The sequence below is a fragment of the Bradyrhizobium sp. Y36 genome (genome assembly GCF_002531575.1).
In the GTDB taxonomy this organism is placed as follows: Bacteria; Pseudomonadota; Alphaproteobacteria; order Rhizobiales; family Xanthobacteraceae; genus Bradyrhizobium.
The window spans coordinates 153574-177510 of the sequence record NZ_NWTI01000011.1; the positions used below are offsets into that span (position 1 = coordinate 153574).

Below are 23937 nucleotides of genomic sequence, written 5' to 3' on the forward strand. Positions count from 1 at the left end.
CAAGTCATGATCATCAACTCACGCTTCTTCAATCGATCCGAACTCATGGGCTTCATTGCCCTGGCCGCGGTGCTGTTCGTGATCCTGCCGCTGACGCTCGACGTGTTCCGCCTCAATCTGGTCGCGAAATACCTGACCTACGCCTTCGTCGCGCTCGGCCTCGTGCTGTGCTGGGGCTATGGCGGCATCTTGAGCCTGGGGCAGGGCGTGTTCTTCGGCCTCGGCGGCTATTGCATGGCGATGTTCCTCAAGCTCGAGGCCTCGAGCGTCGAGAACACCAAGATCCAGTCGACGCCCGGCATCCCCGATTTCATGGACTGGAATCAGATCACGGCGCTGCCGTTGTTCTGGCAGCCGTTCCACAGCCTTACCTTCACCATCCTCGCCATCATCCTGGTTCCCGGCCTGTTCGCCCTGATCATCGGCACGGCGATGTTCAAGCGTCGCGTCGGCGGCACCTATTTCGCGATCATCACCCAGGCCGTCGCCGCCATCCTCACCATCCTGATCGTCGGCCAGCAGGGCTATACCGGCGGCATCAACGGCATGACCGATCTGCGTACGCTCAAGGGCTGGGACATCCGGCCCGACCACGCCAAGATCATCCTGTACTTCGTCGAGGTGGTGCTGCTGTTCGCCTGCATCGGCATCGCGCAGTTCATCCGCCTGACCAAGCTTGGTCGCATTCTGGTGGCGATGCGCGAGCAGGAGGATCGGGTTCGCTTCTCCGGTTACAGCGTCGCCAATTTCAAGATCTTTGCCTTCTGCATGGCGGCGGTCTTCGCCGCGATCGGCGGCGCCATGTTCGCGCTCAATGTCGGTTTCATGTCGCCGTCCTTCGTCGGCATCGTGCCGTCGATCGAGATGGTGATCTACACCGCGGTCGGCGGGCGCATGTCGATCTTCGGCGCGATCTGGGGCGCCATCCTGGTGAATTTTGCCAAGACCAGCCTGTCGGAATCCTTCCCGCAACTCTGGCTGTTCGGTCTCGGTGCGCTGTTCATCGCGGTCGTGCTCGCCTTCCCGAACGGTCTATCCGGGCTGTGGGCCGACTATGTGCAGCCGCGCATCGATCGGCTGTTCGCCTCGCGCAAGTCGAAGTCGGACTGGAACGGCAATTCGGTCGCCGACGGCGCGCCGGCAGAGTGAGGAGGTGAGCATGCTTATCGGTCATCAGCCCAAGGACTTCCTGCTCGCGGTCTCCGGTCTCACCGTCTCGTTCGACGGCTTCAAGGCGGTCAACGATCTCTCCTTCTACGTCGAGGAGAACGAGATCCGCGTCATCATCGGTCCCAACGGCGCCGGCAAGACCACGGTGCTCGACCTGATCTGCGGCAAGACCAGGGCGACCTCCGGCTCGATTCAGTTTCGTGGCAAGGAGCTCACGAAGATGAGGGAGAACGAGATCGTGCAGACCGGCGTCGGGCGCAAGTTCCAGACACCGTCGGTGTTCGAGGACCTCACCGTGTTCGAGAATCTCGAGATCTCGTTTCCGCGCGGCCGCACCGTGTTCGGCTCGCTGACCTTCCAGCGCGACCAGCTCGTGAAGGACCGGGTCGAGGAGGTCGCGGAAATGATCTTTCTCAAGGACAAGCTAAACACTTACGCCGACGAGCTCAGCCACGGCCAGAAGCAGTGGCTCGAGATCGGCATGCTGCTGATCCAGGACCCCGACCTGTTGATGCTGGACGAGCCGGTCGCCGGCATGAGCGTGTCCGAACGCGCCAAGACCGCCGAATTGCTCAACCGCATCATCAAGAACCGCTCGGTGCTCGTGATCGAGCACGACATGAAATTCGTCGAGGACATCGCGCACAAGGTCACCGTGCTGCATCAGGGCCAGATCCTCTCCGAAGGCACCATGGAGAAGGTGAAGAACGATCCCAAGGTCGTCGAAGTCTATCTCGGTCACTAGCGCATGATCCCGGAACGTGGAGTCCGGTTTCCGAACAAGATCATGCGTAAGAAATAAGGAGCGCGTCATGCTGGCAATTTCCGATCTCCATGTCGCTTACGGCCAGAGCGAGGTGCTGCACGGGCTCAACGTCAAGGTTGCGCCCAACGAGATCGTCGCGATCATGGGCCGCAACGGCATGGGCAAGACCACGCTGATGAAGTCTCTCATGGGCATCCTGCCCGCGAAGAGCGGATCGGTGACCATGGACGGCGCCGAGCTCGGCGGCCTCAAGAGTTATGAGCGCGTCGCCAAGGGCCTCGCCTACGTACCGCAGGGCCGCATGATCTTCTCCACCATGACCGTGAAGGAGAACATCGAGACCGGCCTCGTCGTCGCGGGCGAATCCGAGGTGCCGGGCGACATCTACGAGCTCTTTCCGGTTCTGCTGGAGATGAAGGGCCGCCGCGGCGGCAATCTCTCCGGCGGCCAGCAGCAGCAGCTCGCCATTGCCCGCGCGCTTGCGACCAAGCCGAAGGTGCTGCTGCTGGACGAGCCGACCGAAGGCATCCAGCCCTCGATCATCAAGGACATGGCGCGCACGCTCAAGCGCATCCGCGACGAAAAGGGGCTCTCGATCGTCGTCTCCGAGCAGGTCCTGAGCTTCGCCCTCGAGATCGCCGACCGGGTGCTGGTGATCGAGAACGGCGAGATCGTGCGTGACGATCCGCGCGACGCCGTCGATGCCGCGCAGGTCTCGAAATATCTGTCCGTCTAACCAACCGTAGTCAAAGGGGAGCATCTCGATGCCAGAGACACTGATCAAGGTCGATCTCACCAAGTCGGCCTATGAAAATGACATGGTGCATAACCGCTGGCACCCCGACATTCCGATCGTGGCCTGGGTCAACCCCGGCGACGATTTCATCATCGAGACCTATGACTGGACCGGCGGCTTCATCAAGAACAACGATTCCGCCGACGACGTGCGCGACATTGACCTGTCGATCGTGCACTTCCTGTCCGGCCCGATCGGCGTCAAGGGCGCCGAGCCCGGCGATCTCCTCGTCGTCGACCTGCTCGACGTCGGCCCGATGAAGGAGAGCCTGTGGGGCTTCAACGGCTTCTTCTCCAAGCAGAATGGCGGCGGCTTCCTGACCGACCATTTCCCGCTGGCGCAGAAGTCGATCTGGGACATCAAGGGCCTCTACACCTCGTCGCGCCATGTGCCCGGCGTCAACTTCGCCGGCCTGATCCATCCCGGCCTGATCGGCTGTCTGCCCGATCCGAAGATGCTGGAGACCTGGAACAAGCGCGAGGCCGAGCTGATCTCGACCAACCCGACCCGCGTGCCGGGCCTTGCCAACCCACCGTTCGCGGCGACAGCCCATGGCGGCCGCGCCAAGGGCGACGTGAAGGCCAAGATCGGCGCCGAGGGCGCGCGCACCGTGCCGCCGCGCGAGCATGGCGGCAATTGCGACATCAAGGATCTCTCGCGCGGCTCGAAGATCTACTTCCCGGTCTATGTGCCGGGCGCCGGCCTGTCGATGGGCGACCTGCATTTCAGCCAGGGCGATGGCGAGATCACCTTCTGCGGCGCCATCGAGATGGCGGGCTGGCTGCATCTGAAGGTCGAGGTGATCAAGGACGGCATGTCGAAATACGGCATCAAGAATCCGATCTTCAAGCCGTCGCCGATCACGCCGAACTACAAGGACTACCTGATCTTCGAAGGCATCTCGGTGGACGAGGCCGGCAAGCAGCACTATCTCGACGTCCACATCGCCTATCGCCAGGCCTGTCTCAACGCCATCGAATACCTGAAGAAATTCGGCTATTCCGGCGCGCAGGCCTATTCGATCCTCGGCACCGCGCCGTGCCAGGGCCACATCTCCGGCGTGGTCGACGTGCCCAACGCCTGCGCCACGCTGTGGCTGCCGACGGAGATCTTCGACTTCGACGTGATGCCGTCGGCGGCTGGACCCATCAAGCACATCACCGGCGATATCCAGATGCCGATCTCGCCGGACAAGTGACGACGGCGCTTCCTCTCCCCGTTCTTGCGGGGAGAGGGGCTCCGCACACGCGCTCATCAAATGCGTAGGGATCAACAATGCCGGTCTACGAATATCTCTGTGACGATTGCGGTCCGTTCAAGGATCTGCGCCCGATGGCGGAATGCGACGATCCGCAAAGCTGTCCGCATTGCGAGACCATGGCGCCGCGCGTCATTCTGACCGCGCCGAATTTCTTCTGCATGCCGTCAGACAAGCGCAAGGCGCACGCCGTCAACGAGCGCAGCTCGCACGCGCCGCAGACGCTGGCGCAATACAAGGCTTCGCACGGTCCCGGTTGCGGCTGCTGCTCGTCGGGCAAGACGGTGAAGGACAAGAGCTCGGCGGACAAGAAGAAGCCGGCGCGGCTGGTGACCAAGACGAAAAGCGGCGCCAAGGGCTTTCCGACGGCGCGCCCCTGGATGATCAGCCACTAACGCACCTCAAACCAATAAAAGACAGGAGCGCCCAACATGCTTCACGGTGACATCTCCAGCAGCAACGACACGGTCGGCGTCGCGGTCGTCAATTACAAGATGCCCCGCCTGCACACCAAGGCCGAGGTGCTCGACAACGCCCGCAAGATCGCCGACATGATCGTCGGCATGAAGGTCGGCCTGCCCGGCATGGACCTGGTGATCTTCCCGGAATATTCCACGCAAGGCATCATGTACGACTCCAAGGAGATGTACGAGACGGCGTCCATGGTGCCGGGCGAGGAGACCGCGATTTTCGCCGAGGCCTGCCGCAAGGCGAAAGTGTGGGGCGTGTTCTCGCTGACAGGCGAGCGCCACGAGGAGCATCCGCACAAGGCGCCCTACAACACCTTGATCCTGATGAACGACAAGGGCGAGATCGTCCAGAAATACCGCAAGATCATGCCGTGGGTACCGATCGAGGGCTGGTATCCCGGCAATTGCACCTATGTCTCCGAGGGTCCGAAGGGCCTCAAGGTCAGCCTGATCATCTGCGACGACGGCAACTACCCGGAGATCTGGCGTGACTGCGCCATGAAGGGCGCCGAGCTGATCGTGCGCTGCCAGGGCTACATGTATCCGGCCAAGGAGCAGCAGGTCATGATCTCCAAGGCGATGGCGTGGGCCAACAATGTCTATGTCGCGGTCGCCAACGCCGCCGGCTTCGACGGCGTCTATTCCTATTTCGGTCACTCCGCGATCATCGGCTTCGACGGCCGCACGCTCGGCGAATGCGGCGAGGAGGATTACGGCATCCAATACGCGCAGCTGTCGAAACATCTGATCCGCGACGCGCGCCGCAACGGCCAGTCGCAGAACCATCTCTACAAGCTGGTCCACCGCGGCTACACCGGCATGATCAATTCCGGCGACAGCCCGCGCGGTGTCGCGGCCTGCCCGTATGATTTCTACAAGAACTGGATCAAGGATCCCGAGGGCACGCGGGACATGGTCGAGGCGATGACCCGCGCGACGCCGGGGACCGATGAATGTCCGATCGACGGCATCCCGAACGGGTCGTCGGCCTCGAATTATTGAGCTGCGTGCGATCCCCCTTTGATGCGCGGATTGGGAATTTCGCGGTGAAAACCGTGGCGCAGTTGCAACATGATCGCCGGATTCCGCCTTGGTTGCGGATCAAACGGGCGGGTCCGGCCGGTCCGTAGTTCTACGGGACCCCCTCATGGCCTAAGTTCCCTGCCGGAACTGGCTGGGGAGTGTGGCGTGAAGGGCGATAAGCTATCGAGGCGGCACGGTCGGCGCTGCGGCGCTGCTTTGGCCGCCGGCGTCGCCGCGCTCCTGTTGGGGCTCGTCCTGAACGTCTCGCCGGCCCATGCAGCCTGTACGCCTGATCCCGCCACGAGCGGCCAGACTGTGACCTGTACGGGTACCGACACCGACGGCTTTCAGGCCGGAGGCGGTGTCGATAGCCTCAATGTCAACGTGCTCTCAGGCGCGACCGTGAACGACAACGGCGCCGTCTCGATCGGCGTCAACGATACGAGCAGCGTCACCAACAACGGGACCGTGTCAGCAGGTTCGGGCCTCACCGGCATCGCTGTCGGAAATTCCAACACGGTGGTCAACAACAGCATCATCACGGTGCTCGGCAACGGTCTCGGCATCCAGGCCATCAATCAAAACGTCATCACCAATGCCGGAACGATCACGACCGGCGACAACGGCGCCGCGATCTCGGTTGGCGACAACAACACGGTCACCAACAGCGGCGCACTCTCGGTCGGCGTGTCGGGCTTCGGCGTCTTCGCCGGCCAGAACAACACGATCACCAACGCCGTGACGGGGACGATCACGGGGGGCGACGGCGCGAGCGGCATCTTCGCGGTTGGTGGTGCGACCATCACCAATGCCGGCGCGATCACGGTCGGCGATTCCGGAGGGTTCTCAGGCGGCATCCTGGCCATCGGCACCAACAATCTGGTCACCAACACCGCTACCGGCACCATTACGGTCGGGCAAAATGCTGCGGGTATCTTCCTGCAGGGTAACGTCCAGACCGCCAGCAATCTCGGCACGATCACGGCCGGCGACCTTGCCGTCGGCATTGCCGTGCAGGGCGACGATTCCAAGGTCACCAACGGCGGCACGATCAGCGTGGGTGGGAGCGGCTCGGCCGGCATTTCGATGCAGGGGGACCGGGCAACGATCAGCCAAAGCGGCACGATCAATGTCGGCACGGGCGGGGTCGGTATCCTCTATGGTGGCTCGTCCTCCACGATCACCAATGCTGGAAAAATCGCGGGCGCCGACGGTGCCGAAGGCATCGTCGTGCTCGGCGATTCCAACACCGTCACCAACAGCGGAACGATCACCGTCGGCGCGCTCGGCGTCGGCATCGACGCCAGCGCGTTCTCGACGATCAACCAGATCGTCAACACCGGCACCATCACCGTCGGCGCCAACGGCACCGGCATCCTGGTGAGCAACAGCGGCAGCGTCTTCAACTCCGGCACCATCAACGCCGGTGCATCCGGCGCCGTCGCGATCGACTTCTGCGGCTGCGGCAACAACACGCTCACCCTCGGCCCCGGCAGCGTGATCAACGGCCAGGTGCTGGCGTCCGGAACGGACACTTTCCAGCTCGGCGGCACCGGCAAGGGTGCCTTCCAACTCGACCTGATCGGCACCGGTCTCCAGTACGATGGCTTTGCGACCTTCAACAAGGTTGACAGCTCGACCTGGACCGTTACCGGCACCGGCAATCAGGACTGGAACGTGCTGGGCGGCACGCTGATGCTTGCCGGCACCATCAACGGCACCGTGAGCATCGCCGCTGGCGGTACGTTCGGCGGTATCGGTACGGTCGGCACCATCGTCGTCAGCGGCGGCGCGCTGGCACCAGGCAATCCAACCGGAACGCTGAACGTCTCCGGCGATCTCTCGTTCACGTCGGCGTCGAGCTACATGGTGCAGGTCTCGGGCGCCAACAACGGCCTCGCGGTCGTGACCGGCACGGCGACGCTCAATGGCGCGACCGTGGTCGTCGTTCCCATCGGCTCGATTGCGAAGCACTACACGATCCTCAACGCCGGGACGCTGCCCGATACCTTCAATCCCGTCGTCGCAGGCCTGTCGTCCAACCTGCACGCCACGCTCAGCTACGACCCCAACAACGTCTATCTGGACCTTGCGTTGGGTTACGGCAGCGGGCTCAACATCAATCAGCAGAACGTCGCCAACGTGCTGACCAAATATTTCAACAGCACCGGCAGCTTGCCCGTCCCGCTCGCCAATCTTTCGCCGGCGGGCCTGACGCAAGCCTCCGGCGAGTCGGCGACGGGGTCTCAGCAGACGACCTTCGAGGCGATGAACCAGTTCATCAATCTGCTGACCGACGTGTTCGGCTCGGGGCGCGGTGGCTCGCCCGGCGCGACGCCCTTTGCCGACGACCCGAGCGCGAGAGCCTATGCCGCGACGCGCACGAGCGCGCGCGACGCCTTCGCTTCGATTGCCCACAAGGCTCCGGCCGCGTCGTTCGAGCAGCGCTGGGATGTGTGGGCGGCAGGCTTTGGCGGCTCGCAGACCACCGACGGCAATGCCGGCCTCGGCTCGAACAACACGGCCAGCAACGTCTATGGCACGGCCGTGGGTCTCGATTACCGCTTCTCGCCGTCGACGATTGCGGGCTTTGCGCTCGCGGGCGGCGGGACCGGCTTCAACGTCAGCGGTCTCGGTTGGGGCCGCTCCGATCTGTTTCAGGCCGGCGCGTTTGTGCGTCATACGGCCGGGCCGGCCTACATCACGGCGGCGCTCGCCTACGGCTGGCAGGACGTCACGACCAATCGCGTCGTGACGGCTGCCGGTTACGACCAGTTGCGCGCGCAGTTCAACGCCAACGCGGTCTCGGGCCGCATTGAAGGCGGCTATCGCTATGCCATGCAATGGGCCGGCGTCACGCCCTATGCCGCGCTCCAGGCCACCCTGTTCAGCCTTCCCGGTTATGCCGAGTCGGCCGTGGTCGGCAGCAACGTCTTCGCGCTCAACTATGCCGCCAAGGACGTGACCAGCACCCGCACCGAGCTCGGCCTGCGCGCTGATCGCTCGTTCGCCGCGGCTGGCGGCCTCATGACCCTGCGCGGCCGCCTCGCCTGGGCGCATGATTACAATCCGGACCGCACGGCCGCAGCGGTGTTCCAGACGCTGCCGGGGTCGGCCTTCGTCGTGAACGGCGCTGCCCAGGCGCGCGATTCGGCCCTGACCACCGCATCAGCGCAGATGAACTGGATGAACGGTTGGTCCGCATCGGCGACCTTCGAGGGCGAGTTCTCCAACGTCACGCGCTCCTACGCCGGCAAGGGCCTCGTGCGCTACGCCTGGTGAGACGTCGTCACCGCGAGATCAAGCGGGAGGGCACACCCTCCACGGGGGAGGATAAGAAAGAGGCCGCTACTGCTTCTTCTGCGGCGGCTTGCGCGGTGGGCGCGGGGCGGCGGCTGGTGTCGGGATCCCGCTCATCTTGTTGGCGGCCTCGCTGACGTCGAGCAGCGAGCGACGGATGTCCTCGAGATAGCCCGCCGATTTCTTCCTCATGACGTCGGCAAGCTCGCGTAGTCCCTTGATCTTCTCGAACAGCTCGTCGGCCTTGCCGTCGACGAAGCCGGGCATCACACCCTCGACCTTCGTGACCGCCTTGTCGAAACCCGCGAAGGCGCTGTCGACCTTCGCCATGACGGAATCGATCTCGCCACCCTTGCTGCGGAGATCGGCGGTGTAATTTTCGAACGTGCGCAGGCCGTCCTTGATGGCGGGGGCATTGCTGACGATCGTACGGTCGACGCTGTGGAGCGTCTCGACGATCGATTCGGCGTCGCTGAGGTCGGCGGTCAGCACGGGGATGCCGTCCGCGTCCAGCGGCACCGGGGGCGCGGAGGGAGCCCCCCCGATCAGCGAGATCGCGGCAACGCCGGTGAGGCCCTGGAACTCGATGCCCGCCACGGTGTCCTTGCGGATCGGCGCGGTGTTGTCGAGCATCACCAGCGCCACGATCCTGCGCGGATTGTCCAGCTTGATCGACAGGATCTGCCCGGCCGGGACACCGTCGAAATTGACCGGCCCGCCGCGGCGCAGACCGCTGGCGGACCCGCCCTCGAACACCACGCGCAACTGGCTGCGGCTCTGGATGGTGCGCCATTTCTGAACACCGAGCACGCCGCCGAACGCCACGGCGATCACCGCCAGCGTCGCCGTTCCGATCACCAGATTACTCGCGCGTGCCATTCGGTTGCGATTCTACGACCAAAGCGGGGAAGTTGGAAGAAGGCCGCAATGGTAAGTAGGACGAGTTAGCGAAGCGTAACCCGCCGTTTTCGCCTCAATGAGCGGACCGGTTGGCGGATCATGCGGAGCCCGTCATCGGGCCGCGCGTGGCGCGGACCCGTGACCAATCCGCTCCACGCGACATCAATGGCTTGCCGCGCGCTTTGCCGCAGCATTGTTCAGCACGATCAGGGCATCGACGGCCACGCCCGTCTTGATGTTGATCAGGAACGGGTTGATGTCGATCGAGGCGATTCGGTCGCCGGCATCCGCGATCAGATTGGACAGGCCGACCAGCACTTTCACCGCGGAAGCTTCGTGCAAGGCCGGCTTGCCGCGATAGCCGCGCATCTTGATCCCGGCCTTGGTGCGGCCGATCAGGAGCCGCGCCTCGGCCTCGTTCAGCGGCGCGCCGGCGAGCGCGACGTCCTTCATCAACTCGATCTCGATGCCGCCGGTGCCGAACAGCACGACCGGTCCCATCTCGGCATCGAGCGAGGCCCCGACGACGAGCTCGAGCTCGGCCTTGACCTGCTGCGCGATGAGGATGCCGTCGAGCTTCGGCTTGCCCTTCAGCTTCGCGACCCGTGCGGTGATGTCGGCGAAAGCCTTCTTCACCTCGGCTGTGCTGTTCAGGTTCAACACCACGCCGCCGATGTCGGATTTGTGCAGGATATCGGCGCTGACGACCTTTGCGACGACCGGAAATCCGATCTGCTTTGCGATCTTGGCGGCTTCTGCTGCCGTCTGCGCAATCGCCTCCTTCGAGATCGGAATGCCGTAGGCCTTCAGGAGCTTCTTCGAGGCGACCTCGTCGAGCGCGGCGCCGTTGGCCGATCTCAGCGCCTTCTCCAGCACGGCGCGCGCGGCGGGCTTCGAACTCGAGACGATGTCGGGTACCTCTTTTTGCAGCTTCGCATAGGCGAGCAGCGATTTTATCGCGGTCACCGCCCGGTCCATGCCCTGCATGACGGCGAGATGCGGCAGCGACTTGCGCAACGATTTGGTGAATTCGGTGAAGCCGATCGACATCGCGCTGACATAGATTACCGGCTTCGAGGCCCGGCTCGCCATCTCGTTGACGATGCGCAAATTGCGCTCGCGAACCTCGTGCGGGGCCTTCGGCAGCTCGGCATCGATGATGACGATGTCGATGTCGGGATCGTCGATCATCAGCTTGATCGACTTCATGTAGACGGAGGGATCGACCACCGCGGCAAAGCCGGCGTCCAGCGGATTGCCGACGATCGACCCCGGGCCGAGCATCTTGGCCAGCTCGGAGCCGACATGCGGGCTGAGCGGCGCAAAGTTCAGGCCCTCGGCGTAGAAGGCATCCAGCAGCATGCCGCGCTTGCCGCCGGACAGCGTGACGGCGGCGAGCCGGTCACCCCTGGGAACGGCGGAGTGAACGAAGCACTCGGTGGTCTCGATCAGTTCGTCGAGGCCACCCACGCGGATCACGCCTTCGCGCGTCGCGATGGCGTCGAATGTCTCGATCGAGCCTGCCAGCGCGCCGGTGTGCGCCATTGCCGCGGCGCGTCCGCCCTCGGACGAGCCGAGCTTGAGCGCGATCACGGGCTTGCTCGCCGCGCGCGCCGCCTTGCAGGCTTCGCGAAAGGCCTTGGTGTTGCGCACGCCTTCGAGGTAGACGACGATCACCTTGATGCTCGGATCCTCGGCGAAATAGCGCATCAAATCCGGCGTCTCGAGTCCGGCCTCGTTCCCGGTCGTGACCATGTAGCCGACACCGACGCCCCGATCTTCCAGCGCCTGGCGGATCGCCATGACGATCGCGCCGGATTGCCCGGCGATCGCCACCGCGCCCTGTTCCATGGTGACGATGCGGTCGTCGATGTTGGTGAACAGCTTTTCGCCAGCGCTCAGATTGCCGAGGCAATTCGGCCCGGTGACGGCAAGCCCCGTTTCGCGTATGGCCGCCTGCAATTCGGCGGCGAGCTTCTGGCTCTCCTCGTCCTGCAATTCGCTGAAGCCCGAGGTGACGATGGTCGCCGAGCGCGCGCCGGCCGCGGCGGCGTCGCGGATAACCTGCACGGCAAAGCGTGCCGGGACCAGCACCAGGACGTGGTCGGGCTTTTCCGGAAGGCTGGCGAAATCCTTATAGCAAGGCACGCCCCAGATGGTGTCGCGCTTGGCGTTGACCGGATAGAGCCCGCCCTCGAAACCGTATTTGACCAGATTGTTCCAGATGCGCTCGGCATAATTGCCGGGCTTGTCGGTCGCGCCGACCAGCACGATGTTGTGCGGGTGCAGCATGGCGTGGATGCCCTTGACGATGTCTCCGGCATCGGGCGATGGAGACCATGAGCGCTGGGAAACCGATGCGGCAGGCACTTGAGCTTCCATGCGCTTCCCTCACTTCTTGTTCTTGTTGCAACGCGCTGTCGCGCGCTGGCTTCGGAGGCTGATCGTTGCGGGCGCCATGCCGCGAGACGGAATGGGCAAGGTCTGACGACAAGACCTGATCATGAGGCTAGCATCACGAGACTTTTGGCGAAAGTGCGAACGGTCCGGCAAGATGCTAGGAAACCGTGACGCATATTCTCTCAATTGGTGATCATGCCGCTTCTGTCCATCGTGGTGCCGACCCTCGATCGTCCCGACACGCTTCGCCACGCGCTCGCGACCATGGCGTGCCAGCCTGCGCAAGCCGATTGCGAGTTCATCGTTCAGAACAATGGCGGCAATCCCGAGATCGCGAAGATGGTCGCAAACTTCCGGGACGAGCGCTTCAGGCATTTTGCCAGCGAATCCGTCCTGACCATGACCGACAATTGGGAGGCGGCGCTCGGCCATGCCTCGGGCGAGTATATCGCCTTCCTCGGTGACGACGACGGATTGATGCCCTATGCGGGCGCCACGGCAACGGACATGCTGTCCGGCCGGAAGATCGATCTGCTGAGCTGGGATGCCTACAGCTATTACTGGCCGGGCTACTACCATCCGGCCTTCCGCAACCGGCTGCTCGCCGAGATCGATCTGACGTCGTCGGCAAGGCGCGTCTCCTCTCGAGGCGAGCTGGCGCGCATCTTCGGCTTCCAGGCCCACTATGCGCGTCTGCCGATGATCTACAATTCGTTCGTCCGCCGCAGCGTCGTCGACCGGATGCGCGCGGCCTGTGGCCGCTACTTCATCGGCCTCTCGCCCGACGTCGCATCCGGTATCGCCAACGCCGCGCTGACAGAGAGTTTCGTTCGGCTGTCACGGCCTCTGAGCATGGCCGGATTTTCGCAGCACAGCACCGGCCATGCTCTGTTCTTCGAGACCACGAACTTGCTCGAAACGTCACGGGGTGCGCGCGATTTCGGACCCATTGACGACGATCTTCAGCTCCCCGATCTCAATGCTCTCCAGCTCTTCATCGCCAAGGACATGCTCGACCTCAAACGTCTTCTGCTGGCGGATGACGACGGGATGCGGCTCGATTTCAAGGCGCTGGCGCAAGCGCTCGCGACCGATATCAACAATCGACCGCCCCTGTATGACCGGACCGTGCAGACCATCGGCGAACTTGCCCGTATGCACGGCTTCGATGTCGCCGACATCATCATTCCTGTCCGTCTTGCGGATCGGCCGCCCCCCGGACAGGGTACTTCCGTCGTCGGACAGAACCGCGTGCTCTACGAGCTGGATGGTTCTGCGCTCGGGCTCAACTCGATTGCGGATGCCGTGCGCGTGATCGCCCAGTTCGTTCCGGATCAGGCGCCGTTCGATCCGGCTGCTCTGGAGACTGCCGGGCTCGCGCCGGTGCTCGGCCCGGAGGAGCTCGATTTCAGCCGTGGCGGGGCGGGGACCGCCGCGCTGATCGAGGGGTGGAGCGAGCCGGAGCAATGGGGCACCTGGTCCATCGCGAGGAATTGCGTGCTGCGCTTCGCGATGGATCCCATCCCGTCACGGCCGGTCGCGCTCGTGCTGGCGTGCCGGGCGTTCGTTTCGGATGGGAATCCACGACTGCAAGCGATTTGCCGCGTCGGCAACGGACCGCAGCAGCAATTGTCGTTTTCGAGAGGTTCGTTCGCGGGCCAGCGCAGGTTGATGCTCGATCCCGCCGCAATTGCCGCCGACGGGACGCTGACCATCAGCCTGTCGCTATCCGATCCGCGCTCGCCCGCTGATCTCGGCTTGAGTTCCGACGCGCGCCCCCTTGGCATCGGCCTCGAGCGGGTCTGGCTTGATGACGATGCCCGTGCGTGATGAGGGCGCTGATCGCCGCCGGCTCAGTAACGCAACAGGCTCAGCTTGTGGGCGTAGTGAAAGACGACCTGTCTCGCGAGATAGGGCGCGATGGCGCGGCGGATCTGCATCTGTGTCGGATCGAAGCCGAGCACACGGCGCCGCAGGATGCCCATCTCCCTGACGCCGATCGCGTAGGTCGATGCCGTCTTCTGGGCGTCGTGGATTCGGAAGCAGGCGAGAAATCGCGGCAGGCGCACGAATTTGAAACCCGCTTCCTGCGCCCGCAGGATGAAGTCCCAATCCATGGCATAGTGGAAGCTTTCGTCGATCGGCCCGATCTTGTCCCACACGCGCCTGCGCCAGAACATCGTCTCCTGCGGGATGTAGTCGGCATATTGCAGCGCGCGTCCGTCATGGGGCGGCAGTACGGCACGGCCGACCTCGAGCCCTTCGCGATCGACGAAGACGCGATGGCCATAGACGATGTCGACATTCGGGTGCGCCATGAAGTAGTTGGCGACATAGGCCAGCGTCCCCGGCAGCAGCATGTCGTCGCTGTTGAGATAAGCCATGATCTCGCTGTCGACCCCGGCGAAGCCGAGATTGATGGCGTTCGACTGCCCGCCGTCGGGTTCGCTCTTCCAGCTGATGCTCTCGCCGCAGCTCTTCAGGAGATCGACCGTGCCGTCGATGGAGGCGCCGTCCTGCACGTGATAATGCAGGTTCGGATAGTTCTGGCCGACGATGCTCTCGATCGTGGCGCCGAGATATTGCGCCTGGTTGTAGCTCGGCGTGACCATCGCGATCCGCGGCGCGTCGCCGCCGATCGAAGGGGCTGGCAGGAAGGTCGTCAAATTGAGCAGGCGCGGCTGATATTGCTCGAAGGTCCACATCGGCGGGCGGCGCCACAGGCTCCGGAGCGAGGATCGTCTTTGCCCGGCGGCGATGAGATCCAGATTCCTTTCCAGGAGCGCGACGCGATTTTCGAGCTGCTCCAATCGCTGTTCGAGGCGCGGCCTGAACTCGTCGTCCATCTATCGTTCTTTCACAAATCACAACGTACAAAATCAATGGGTCATTCTTACAGGGCTCCGGTCGGCCGCGCCAGTTCACGGTCTCCCGTCAACGCGATTTCCCGGCAGGTCCGGCTTGATTTGAGAGGGCTCGATCGATCCGTAACAGGCGGATTGCGAACGGCTATTCACCTGTTTCAATCGAGGTGGCGTGCAGGACATAGCGCTCCGGGCCGGGCGTAATCGCGTCGAACGGCCAGCATGTCGTGAGCACGAGTTCCACACCCCGCGCGGTGCGATCGATGCCCGACGCGTCGGCATCGACAACGGCCGAATAGTCTGCCCGGTAGCGGAAATGCTTGCCGTCGCGGCGGGTGATCTCAATGACGTCTCCGACGGAAACATTCCGCAAGAACCGGAAATGTGTGTCGCGATGAGCTGCATATACGGCAACTCCGCGTTCGCCGGCATCCGCCGTTTGGTGGATATGGCCGGGCCCGAAAGCGAGCGCCTGGCCGCTGGTGCCTTCCAGAACGATGGCGCTGGCGCCGATCCGCTTCACCTCGATCCGCGCGACCGGCCATGTGTCGGCCCATGACCATGGCTTGATCACCTCGCCCGTCGCAACGCTTCTGTCGAAGGCGCGCTCCAGCAGCATTTGGGCAAGCCACGCCTTGGCATGGATGTAGGCGCCATCGCCGAACAATAAGAGTCCGATCAGGGCCAGAACCAGAGGAGAGGCGAGTCGGGGCATTTGTGTCTGCGCTCGCAGTGACCCAAAAAGACGCGCGCGGCCGTTGTGTACGGGACGGGCGACCGCGCGCGCTAACAGAGGAGTTCGGGGAGACTCCTCTCTCAAGCAGCGTCGGTGAGCAAGGGCCGACGCCGGTTGAACACGAACAGGATCAGGGCGAGCACGAGCAAGACGAAGCCTGCGATCATCTTCAACTCGGCCGATGTCGCCGTCTTGGGCAGGCGGATCGCATCGGGCGCGGCAGGCGCCGGGCGCCGCGCGGCCGGTGAAGTCGCCGCATCGGCATGGCGCTCACGCAGCTGCGTCGGGACCTGCGGGCGCTCGCCAAACACCTTCTCGAAATCCCAGCCGGCGGGCAAGTTGATCGGCAATTCGCTGAGCTTGAGCGCCGCGCCATCGGGGCGGCTCGGCGTCTTGTCGACGGCGACAAGGCTGGTCAGGCGCGTGACGATCTGGTGATCGAGTGCCAGCGCCAGGATCGCCTTGTCGGCATCCTCCGGCGTAAGCTCCCGCATGGCCCGCGCGACCTCCGCGTCACCGATCTTGCGCCTGGCCCAGAGTTTCGACAGGCCCGTGCCCTCAGCGGCATTTTGCAGCGGCAGCGTCACCGACCATGGACGATCCCCGACGCGCCCCTTGATCTCGAGCGAGCCTGCAAGCTTGTCGAGCTTCGCCGCCAGCACCAGCGGCTCGTCGCGATAGACGTCGGGAATGATCGCAGGCGTGACGTCGGCCTTGGCCTCGGAGAATTTCGCGGAAAGGCCGGTCACAGCCGGGTTTTCGAGCTTGGCGAACAAGCCGCGCATGCGCTCCTCGACCTGCTCGACGGAGCCGATATGGGTGAAGGCACCACGGCCGAGCTCGGCGGCGCGGGTCATCAGATAGGTGTTGGGCGCCGACCCGATGCCGACCATGAAGACGCGCGAGCGGCCGCGCATCGCCGTGATGGTTTCGAACAATTGCTGTTCATTGCCGATCGCGCCGTCGGTCAGGAAGACGACCTGGCGAACCATGCCGGTGTCGCCGAGCTTGTCGGCCAGCGCGGCGCGCATCGCCGGCACCATCTCGGTGCCGCCGCGCGCCTGCAACGCGCTCACGAACGAGGTGGCCTCGCCGACATGCGCGGCGTCTGCGGGCACGGAGGCCGGAAACAGCACGTCCATGGTGTCGTCGAAGCGGATGACGTTGAAGCGGTCGGCCGGCTGAAGGCGGGACAGGGCGTAAGTGAGGCTCGCTTTGGCCTGCACGATCGAGGTGCCACCCATCGATCCCGAATTGTCGATCACGAACACGACCTCTCGCGGCAGCGGCTTTTGTGTCGCCTGCTCGGCGCTGGGCGGGGTGACGAAGGCGAGCAGATAGTCGGAATCGCCGACATGCTCGCGGAACAGGCCGATCGAGGGCGCCTTTTCGGCGGCGGGCTTCCAGGTCAGCTCGAAGTCGCGGTCGGCGGGGACGACACCGTCGGCGAGCGTGACGACGCGTGCCATGTTGTCCGGACTCTCGATCTTGACCTTATGATGGGAGCTCTTGACCTCGCCAAGCGCGAAGCCGGCCTTGAGGTGCACCGTGATGGTGGTCGGGTTGACCGGTGCAGAATTGGCGGGATCGAGCACGGGCGGCGAGATGCGGTCGCGGTCCGGCACCGGGTCCGAGGTCGCAGCGCCCCAGCCGGAGCCATCCTTGCGGAAGTCGACGCTCTGGACGATCGGCGCCGGATTGTAGCGCGATCCGACCACCAGCGGCAGGCGGAGCGAATATTCGTTGCCGGATTGATGCACGGGCTCCTGATATTCGATCTGCACCAGCACGGTTTCGCCGGGACCGATATTGGCGACCGAGTTGGTGAAGATGTTCGGCCGTTCCTGTTCGGTGAGCGCGGCCTTCTGACCGGCGCGGCGCGCTTCTTCGTAGATCACGCGGGCCTGCTGCCGCTCCTTGATGTCGCCGACGATGATGCGGTCGCCGACCACCATCTTCAGCGTGTCGACGGCGCCGCCGGTCGCGAGCGGATAGACGTAGGTAGCTTCGACCCAATCCTGGGTGGGGTTGCGGAAGATCTGGGTGACCCGGGCGCGCAGGGTCGGGCCGGAAACCGTGACATCGACGTCGATGCCGAGACGGATCGCTTCGGTGGTGGCGCCGTCGTTCTTCAACAGCAGGCTGCCGGATTTGGCGTCGCCGGGCTGCAGCAGGCTGGCCTGCTCGGTCGTTGCCGACCAGCTCGTCCCGAAGCTGACGAGCAGGGCCACGAAGGCCATCAGCATCACCGCGATGCTCTGCGCGAGAAGAAACAATCCAAGCTTGATCAGCCCCTTCAACACGGGATGATCGTCGGTGTCGGCTGTGTCGTAGGTGTCCATTTGGCTTGCTCCCGAAGGACCGTTTGCTGGCTCCGAGCATTCGCCGGGAAGGGCCGATCTCGCGAGCAGAATGATCGGCAATGTTCCGCCACGGCCGGCCGGGCGCGCCGCGGTCGGGGCGGCCATGTGCGGTTTTGTGCTGGTTTGTCCGGCCTGCTAGAATGGCCCTCCCAAGGCAGGGCTAATGATGCAGACGCAGGACAAACTCACCGACAAGCAGCTTTCGGACGAGCAGAGCCGCGAGATCGCGGAGACCATTCGCGAGGAGCTTGCGAGGCGCCGGATCTCCCGGCAGACGCTGGCCGAGCAGGCCAAGCTCAGCCTGTCGACGCTCGAGAAGGTGCTCGGCGGCCGGCGGCCGTTCACGCTGGCGACGACGGTCCGGCTGGAGCAGGCGCTGGGCGTCTCCTTGCGCAGACATCCCGTCGTGGCGTCGCCTCCGCCTGCCAACGACGTCGCTCCCGACAGCCTCGGCTCCTATGCGCATCGCGCCGTGACCTGGATCGAGGACGTCTACATCACGTTGCGGCCGTCGTTCGGCGACAAGGACGCCATCTTCGCCTACCGCACCGAGATCGTCTGGGAACCCAAGGTCTCCTCGCTGGTTTTCCGCGAAGGCGAGCGGACCGATGCGGCTTATGAGCATACCGGCGAGGTCGCCGTCCCCCATCAGTCCGGCTTCATCTATCTCGTCATCATCAAGCACGGCCAGCACCGCGTGATCACGGTTTCACGGCCGACGGTGTCCGGCGAAATGTACGGCATCATTTCGACGCTGCGCGCGGGCCCCGGCTCGCAGCTCACGCCGATCGCGGCGCCGATCGCCTATGTGCCGCTCCGGAACGTTCCGAAGCCGACATTGGGACGGATTGCGGCGGATGATGCCAACCATGCCTTGTATCGAAAGCACCTGCGCCGCACGGTAGAAGAGCCCTTTGCACTATTTTTGACGTTATAGTCCGCAAGAAATAGTCCTGCTGCGGCCTCGCATGCGTCTATAAGGGGCAACCATGCAGGATGCACCCGGGCGATACGACGGCGGATCTCCGCTATTCTCCATCATCATCCCGCTCGAGTATCATCGCGGGCAATGGGAGCAGTCCTGGCTCGGCTGGACCTCACAGACCGCGGACAAATCGCTCTACGAGATCATCCTGGTCGTGCCGCCGGCTTTCAGGGCGCGCGAGGAGTTGATGGCGCTGGCCGGCAATGAGGCCCGCCTCGAGTTCACCGATTCCGAGCACGATATCGGGCTCTGCGCATTCGGTGCGACCAAAGCCCGCGGCAGCCATCTGTTCTTCACGGAGTCGCATTGCTGGCCCGAGCCCGACGTGATCGAGCAGTGCATCCGTGCCATCGAGGTTCATCCCGACTGGGCCGGCTTCTCCTGCCATTCGGTCCCGATCTGCCACAATCGGCTCTCGAAGGCCGAGGCCGCGATGTACCAGGCCGACATCGAGTTCGGCATGAAGCAGCATCCCTGGCGCAAGGTGCTCGATCAATGCTTCGTGACGCGGCGCGACGTCTATTGGGAATGCGGGGGCCTTCGCGAGGAGCTTGGTCATTTCGCCGAATGGGTGCTGGCTGCGGCCTATCACGCGAGAGGCCATACCATCGGTTATCTGCAAGAGGCGCGCTTTCACCACTATTACGTTGGCGAGATCGGCGAGCTGAAGACGTTCACGCTCGATTTCGTTGAGGGCGAGATCCGCTATCTCGGCGAGGCGCGTCGCGATCCCGGCAACGAGCTGCTCGAAGTGCCGGTCGAATGGGTTGAATGGGCCGCGTTCGACCGATCGCTCGCCCGCGCGGCGTTGGGTGCGCTCGTCCATTACAGTTTTGCAGGCCGCGGCTGGAGGCGGCCCGGCGAAAAATTGCACGCCTTCTGGCATTGGGGTTCGCTTGTCTTGTTCGGTGATCTCCTGGCGCGTCTCTCCGCGCGCCTCGAGGCCTTGCGCGCGCGTGTCGGCCTGAGCGCGCTGACCCTGGTCGGGTCGAGCGAAGCGATCGCGCGGTGGATGAGGCGCTACATCGCCTCGCTGATCCATCTGCAGAGGCTTGAATGCATCCGCTCCATTCGCGACCGCGCCGGGCCTGCGTCGAGATTCCTGGGAGATCACGTTCTCGGGCAAGCCGGCTTCCATGCGCTCGAATCGTCGGCGGGGCACATCTTCCGCTGGAGCGAGCCGCAGGCTGCCGTTCGCATCCAGGGAAGCGCAGGCCGCAATGTCGTTCGCATCCAAAGTCCGGCCCTGCGCGCGCCGCTGCGCGCCATCGGAGCACATTTCTATCTCGACGGCGTGCGCGTGGACGGCGCCGCAATCGCAATCGCCGCCGACAGCTATACGCTCGATCTCGATCTGCCGCCCTCGGGCATCGCCATCCTGGCATGGTCGTGCCCGGTGCTGACAGGCGTTGGCGATTCCCGTCGCCTTGGCCTTGCCGTGGCCTCCATCGAGGTGAGCCAGGATACCGCCGTCTCACTTCAGCCCGAGCCAGGCGAGGGCAAAGCCGAGTTGTCGCCTGTCCGGTGAGGCCGGATCGCGGTCGCACGGGCTGCCCATGACGGGACAATGGACTGCTCCCGTTCGTGCCAGCCGTGACCCTGCAACGGCTGGTCGGGCGTGAAGCAGCCCGCCGCGAGCGGCGTCGCGAGCGTTGCGGAGCTGGCTTCGTCCGGCACGGCATCCAGCTTCAGGTCGAGCAACCGACATGCCTCGGCATAGAGCCGGAAATCCAGTTCATTCCAGGATCGCAGGGTCTCGCGGGAATCCGCGTCGATCGCGGATCGTTGCGGCAGCGGCGTGCGATTGAGGTGAGGCAGGGGGCCGGACGCGCCCCAGCCCATCATCCGCCCGAGCAGCCGCAGAGTGTCCTGCTCGTGTTCGAGGATGCCGGCGAGATCGATCCGCGCCAGATGCCGCAGCGCTGCGTCCTGCAGGCGCGGATATGAAAAAAGAAAAACGGCCTTTCGGCCGTTGTTTCAGCATCGTACGGAGCCGCCCCGGACGAGCGCGGCTCCGGATCTTTCGGCAGGGACATGCGCGAAGCGCTAGCCTCCGGTTTCGGCGCTGATGATATCACCAAACAGCTCCCATTGGCCCTTCTTGAAGCGCCACATCTTGAGCTGCTCGATCGGCGCGAAGTCCGTAGCCGAGGTGTTGATCTTGATGCCCGGGATCAGGGTATCCGGCACGAAGTCTTTCAGGCTGGCCGCCTGCTTCATGACGTTCTCGCGGGTCAAATTGTCGCCCGACTGTTTCAGCACCTGCACCATGGTCTGGGCCGCGGCATAGGCGTAGACGAGATTGGCGTCCGAGATGTTGGCGCCGGGCATGTACTTGTCGATGAAGGTCATGAACCGCTTCATGCCCTCGTCGTCCTTCCACTGCGGATCCGATGCATCCTTCAGGTATCCGGCCGACAGCACGCCTTCAGAAGCCTCGAGACCGGCGGGCTTCATCACCGCGCCGATCGACACCGAGACGTCGGTCATCAGGTGCATCGGCTTCCACTCCAGCTCCGCGATCTTCTTGATCGCCTGTGCCGCGAATTTCGGCGTGGCGATGTTGACGAAGACGTCGGCGCCGGTGCCCTTGAGCTTGACGATATGGGCGTCGATCGACGGCTCCGACGTCTCGTAGCTCTCCTCGGCCACGATCAGCTTGGCGGCCTTGTCGCCGAACACGTCCTTGATGCCGGCGAGGTAGTCTTTGCCGAAGTCGTCATTGGCATAGAAGACCGCGACCTTGGCGTCGGGCTTTTCCTTCAGGATGTACTTTGCGAAGATCTGGGCTTCGACCCGGTAGCTGGGCTGGAAGCCCATGGTCCACGGAAAATTCTTCGGGTCGTTCCACTTGCTGGCGCCGGTGGCGAGGAAGAGCTGCGGCACCTTCTTGGCGTTGTGATATTTCTGCACGGCGGTCTGGGTCGGCGTGCCCAGCGCGTTGAACACCAGGAACACCTCGTCGCTCTCGATCAGCTTGCGGATCTGCTCCACGGTCTTGGGCGGCGAATAGCCGTCGTCGTAGGAGATCCAGTTGATCTTGCGGCCATTGATGCCGCCCTGGTCGTTGATCATCTTGAAATAGGCTTCCTCGGTCTTGCCGATGACGCCGTAGGCCGAAGCCGGGCCGGAATAGGCCTCGACATTGCCGATCTTGATCTCGGTGTCAGTGACGCCGGTGTCGTACTTCTTCTGCGCCTGGGCGGACTGGGTCGCAATCAGCGTCATCGCCGTTGCTGCGGCAAGCAGTGCAAGTTTCTTGTTCATGAAAATTCCTTGGGTGCTTCTTTGGGTTTCTTCTGGGTTGGCAGGCACGTCAAAAAGAAAAAGCGCCCGCGAGGGGCGCTTCGATCAGGCATTGGCGACTTTCTTGTCGACCTCGGAGGCGACCGAGAATTCATTGCGCAAGGTCGGCTTGTGGATCTTGCCGGTGGCGTTGCGCGGCAGCGCGTCAACGAAGCGGATCTGGCGTGGGCATTTGAAGCGCGCCAGATTGGCCGCGCAATGCGCGAAGACGTCGGCCTCGGTCAGCTTCTGGCCTGGCTTGACCGCGACGATGGCAAGGCCGACCTCGCCCCATTGCGGATCGGGAATGCCAATCACGGCAGCTTCGGCGATGGCATTGAGCTGATGCAGGACGTTCTCGACCTCGGCCGGATAGACGTTCTCGCCGCCGGAGATGTACATGTCCTTCCAGCGGTCGACGATGTAGTAGAAGCCTTCCTCGTCGACGCGCGTCGCATCGCCGGTGTGCAGCCAGCCGTCGGTGAAGGAGGTCTTGTTCGCCTCAGGCCTGTTCCAGTAGCCGGGTGTGATGTTGGGTCCCTTGACCCAGAGTTCACCGAGCTCGCCGACATCGGCATCGCTGCCGTCGGGGCGCACGATGCGGACTTCAGTATGCAGCACCGGCTTGCCGGCGGAGCCTGCTTTCCGCGCCGCATCCTCTCGGTCGAGCACCAGCACGGCCGGCGAGGTCTCGGTCATGCCGTAGCCCTGCTGCAGCGCGACGCCGCGCGCTTCCCACACCTTCAGCAGCGGCACCGGCATCGGCGCGCCGCCGACACCACCGACGATCAGCCGGCCAAGGTCAGTCGTCGCGAAGGCCGGGTGTTGCGCCATGAACTGGTAGATCGCGGGCACGCCGAAGAACACGTTGATCCCTTGCGCGGGATCGTTGATCAGGCCGAGCGCGATGCCGGGATCGAAGGCGCGCATGATCATGACGGTACCGCCGGCGTGCAGCACCGGATTGGTGTAGCAATTCAGCCCGCCGGTGTGGAACAGCGGCAGCACGGTGAGCAGCACCGAGGCCGGGCCGATGCAGGCGGGGCCGCCGAGATTGACGCAATTCCAGAAGGTCATGCCATGGGTGATGGTGGCGCCCTTCGGATGTCCCGTCGTGCCCGACGTGTACATGATGGTCGAGACGTCATCGAGCGTGACCTCCTCGGCGCGTGCGAGCGGCTTTGCGGCGGCGATGCCGGCCTCGTAGGATCCGCCGGGACCGAGCAAGAGGCTGGTCGGGATGTTGCAGAGCTTTGCCACGCTCAGCGCCGTCTCGGCGAGATCGGTATCGTGGATCATCACCTTCGGCGCGCAGTCGCCGGTGATGAACTGGAGCTCGGGAACGGTGAGGCGGGTGTTCAGCGGCACGAAGATCGCGCCCAGGCGGCCGCAGGCGAACTGCACCTCCAGCGTATCGGTCGTGTTCAACGCCAGCACGGCGACACGGTCGCCGCGCGCAACGTTCAACGTGGTTCGCAGGAACGAGGCGAGGCGCGAGACACGGCCGTCGAGCTGCGAATAGGTGAAGCGGCGCTCGCTCGCGAGGTCGATCACCGCAACCTTGTCAGGCGTGCGGCGGCCATGGTGGATGATCCAGTCGTAGTAACGAACGGCCAAAATT

The 23937-nt window shown here is 64.0% G+C and carries 18 protein-coding genes; 11 read left to right on the top strand and 7 right to left on the bottom strand.

What is annotated here, in order from left to right; genetic code table 11:
* Nucleotides 1-6: 6 nt before the first annotated feature.
* From urtC to CO669_RS19720, 7 genes are all read left to right on the top strand, one after another.
* On the top strand, nucleotides 7-1149 hold the full coding sequence (gene urtC / locus CO669_RS19690) for an urea ABC transporter permease subunit UrtC (protein WP_198964118.1): 1143 nt from the start codon (nucleotides 7-9) through the stop codon (nucleotides 1147-1149).
* Between the two features lie 10 nt (nucleotides 1150-1159).
* Entirely contained in the window at nucleotides 1160-1915 is a 756-nt protein-coding gene (gene urtD / locus CO669_RS19695) for an urea ABC transporter ATP-binding protein UrtD (protein ID WP_097661643.1), read from the top strand.
* A 67-nt stretch (nucleotides 1916-1982) separates the two neighbouring features.
* Nucleotides 1983-2672 carry an urea ABC transporter ATP-binding subunit UrtE gene (gene urtE, locus CO669_RS19700; RefSeq protein WP_097661593.1) on the top strand — a complete coding sequence of 230 codons (690 nt, stop codon included), beginning with the start codon at nucleotides 1983-1985 and terminating at the stop codon, nucleotides 2670-2672.
* A gap of 28 nt (nucleotides 2673-2700) precedes the next feature.
* Nucleotides 2701-3930, top strand: a complete 1230-nt coding sequence (gene fmdA / locus CO669_RS19705) for a formamidase (protein WP_018316778.1) — start codon at nucleotides 2701-2703, stop codon at nucleotides 3928-3930.
* 77 nt (nucleotides 3931-4007) lie between these two features.
* Nucleotides 4008-4385, top strand: coding sequence for an FmdB family zinc ribbon protein (locus CO669_RS19710; RefSeq protein ID WP_097661594.1), 378 nt, complete (start codon nucleotides 4008-4010; stop codon nucleotides 4383-4385).
* Between the two features lie 36 nt (nucleotides 4386-4421).
* On the top strand, nucleotides 4422-5462 hold the full coding sequence (locus tag CO669_RS19715; RefSeq protein ID WP_097661595.1) for an aliphatic amidase: 1041 nt from the start codon (nucleotides 4422-4424) through the stop codon (nucleotides 5460-5462).
* 186 nt (nucleotides 5463-5648) lie between these two features.
* Nucleotides 5649-8765, top strand: a complete 3117-nt coding sequence (locus tag CO669_RS19720) for an autotransporter outer membrane beta-barrel domain-containing protein (protein WP_097661596.1) — start codon at nucleotides 5649-5651, stop codon at nucleotides 8763-8765.
* A 66-nt stretch (nucleotides 8766-8831) separates the two neighbouring features.
* On the opposite strand, the gene CO669_RS19725 is transcribed toward CO669_RS19720, so the two are convergent.
* Both CO669_RS19725 and CO669_RS19730 read right to left on the bottom strand, forming a co-directional pair.
* Complete coding sequence (locus CO669_RS19725; RefSeq protein WP_097661597.1) at nucleotides 8832-9662, bottom strand: MlaD family protein; 831 nt, start codon at nucleotides 9660-9662, stop codon at nucleotides 8832-8834.
* 183 nt (nucleotides 9663-9845) lie between these two features.
* A complete protein-coding gene (locus CO669_RS19730) occupies nucleotides 9846-12065 on the bottom strand; it encodes an acetate--CoA ligase family protein (RefSeq protein WP_097661598.1) in 2220 nt (739 codons plus the stop codon).
* A 213-nt stretch (nucleotides 12066-12278) separates the two neighbouring features.
* Here CO669_RS19730 and CO669_RS19735 point away from each other — a divergent pair, with 213 nt between their 5' ends.
* Nucleotides 12279-13913 carry a glycosyltransferase family 2 protein gene (locus CO669_RS19735; RefSeq protein WP_097661645.1) on the top strand — a complete coding sequence of 545 codons (1635 nt, stop codon included), beginning with the start codon at nucleotides 12279-12281 and terminating at the stop codon, nucleotides 13911-13913.
* 23 nt (nucleotides 13914-13936) lie between these two features.
* Here the strand turns inward: CO669_RS19735 and CO669_RS19740 are convergent, their stop codons facing one another.
* From CO669_RS19740 to CO669_RS19750, 3 genes are all read right to left on the bottom strand, one after another.
* Nucleotides 13937-14929: a glycosyltransferase family 2 protein gene (locus CO669_RS19740; RefSeq protein WP_097661599.1), complete on the bottom strand. Its 993-nt coding sequence runs from the start codon at nucleotides 14927-14929 to the stop codon at nucleotides 13937-13939.
* A gap of 163 nt (nucleotides 14930-15092) precedes the next feature.
* Nucleotides 15093-15662 carry a class GN sortase gene (locus CO669_RS19745; RefSeq protein WP_097661600.1) on the bottom strand — a complete coding sequence of 190 codons (570 nt, stop codon included), beginning with the start codon at nucleotides 15660-15662 and terminating at the stop codon, nucleotides 15093-15095.
* A gap of 101 nt (nucleotides 15663-15763) precedes the next feature.
* Complete coding sequence (locus CO669_RS19750; RefSeq protein ID WP_097661601.1) at nucleotides 15764-18025, bottom strand: marine proteobacterial sortase target protein; 2262 nt, start codon at nucleotides 18023-18025, stop codon at nucleotides 15764-15766.
* A 187-nt stretch (nucleotides 18026-18212) separates the two neighbouring features.
* On the opposite strand from CO669_RS19750, the gene CO669_RS19755 reads away from it, so the two are divergent.
* The 3 genes from CO669_RS19755 to CO669_RS19765 are packed head-to-tail and all read left to right on the top strand — an operon-like array spanning nucleotide 18213 to nucleotide 20978.
* Entirely contained in the window at nucleotides 18213-18983 is a 771-nt protein-coding gene (locus CO669_RS19755; RefSeq protein WP_097661646.1) for a helix-turn-helix domain-containing protein, read from the top strand.
* Between the two features lie 52 nt (nucleotides 18984-19035).
* On the top strand, nucleotides 19036-20559 hold the full coding sequence (locus CO669_RS19760; protein ID WP_097661602.1) for a glycosyltransferase family 2 protein: 1524 nt from the start codon (nucleotides 19036-19038) through the stop codon (nucleotides 20557-20559).
* A gap of 56 nt (nucleotides 20560-20615) precedes the next feature.
* Nucleotides 20616-20978 carry a hypothetical protein gene (locus CO669_RS19765; protein WP_143278697.1) on the top strand — a complete coding sequence of 121 codons (363 nt, stop codon included), beginning with the start codon at nucleotides 20616-20618 and terminating at the stop codon, nucleotides 20976-20978.
* Between the two features lie 99 nt (nucleotides 20979-21077).
* Here the strand turns inward: CO669_RS19765 and CO669_RS19770 are convergent, their stop codons facing one another.
* Together CO669_RS19770 and CO669_RS19775 are read right to left on the bottom strand one after the other, a co-directional pair.
* Nucleotides 21078-22298 (bottom strand): ABC transporter substrate-binding protein, encoded by a 1221-nt coding sequence (locus CO669_RS19770; RefSeq protein ID WP_097661604.1) that lies wholly within the window; start codon nucleotides 22296-22298, stop codon nucleotides 21078-21080.
* A gap of 84 nt (nucleotides 22299-22382) precedes the next feature.
* A complete protein-coding gene (locus tag CO669_RS19775; protein WP_097661605.1) occupies nucleotides 22383-23933 on the bottom strand; it encodes an acyl-CoA synthetase in 1551 nt (516 codons plus the stop codon).
* Between the last annotated feature and the right edge of the window lie 4 nt (nucleotides 23934-23937).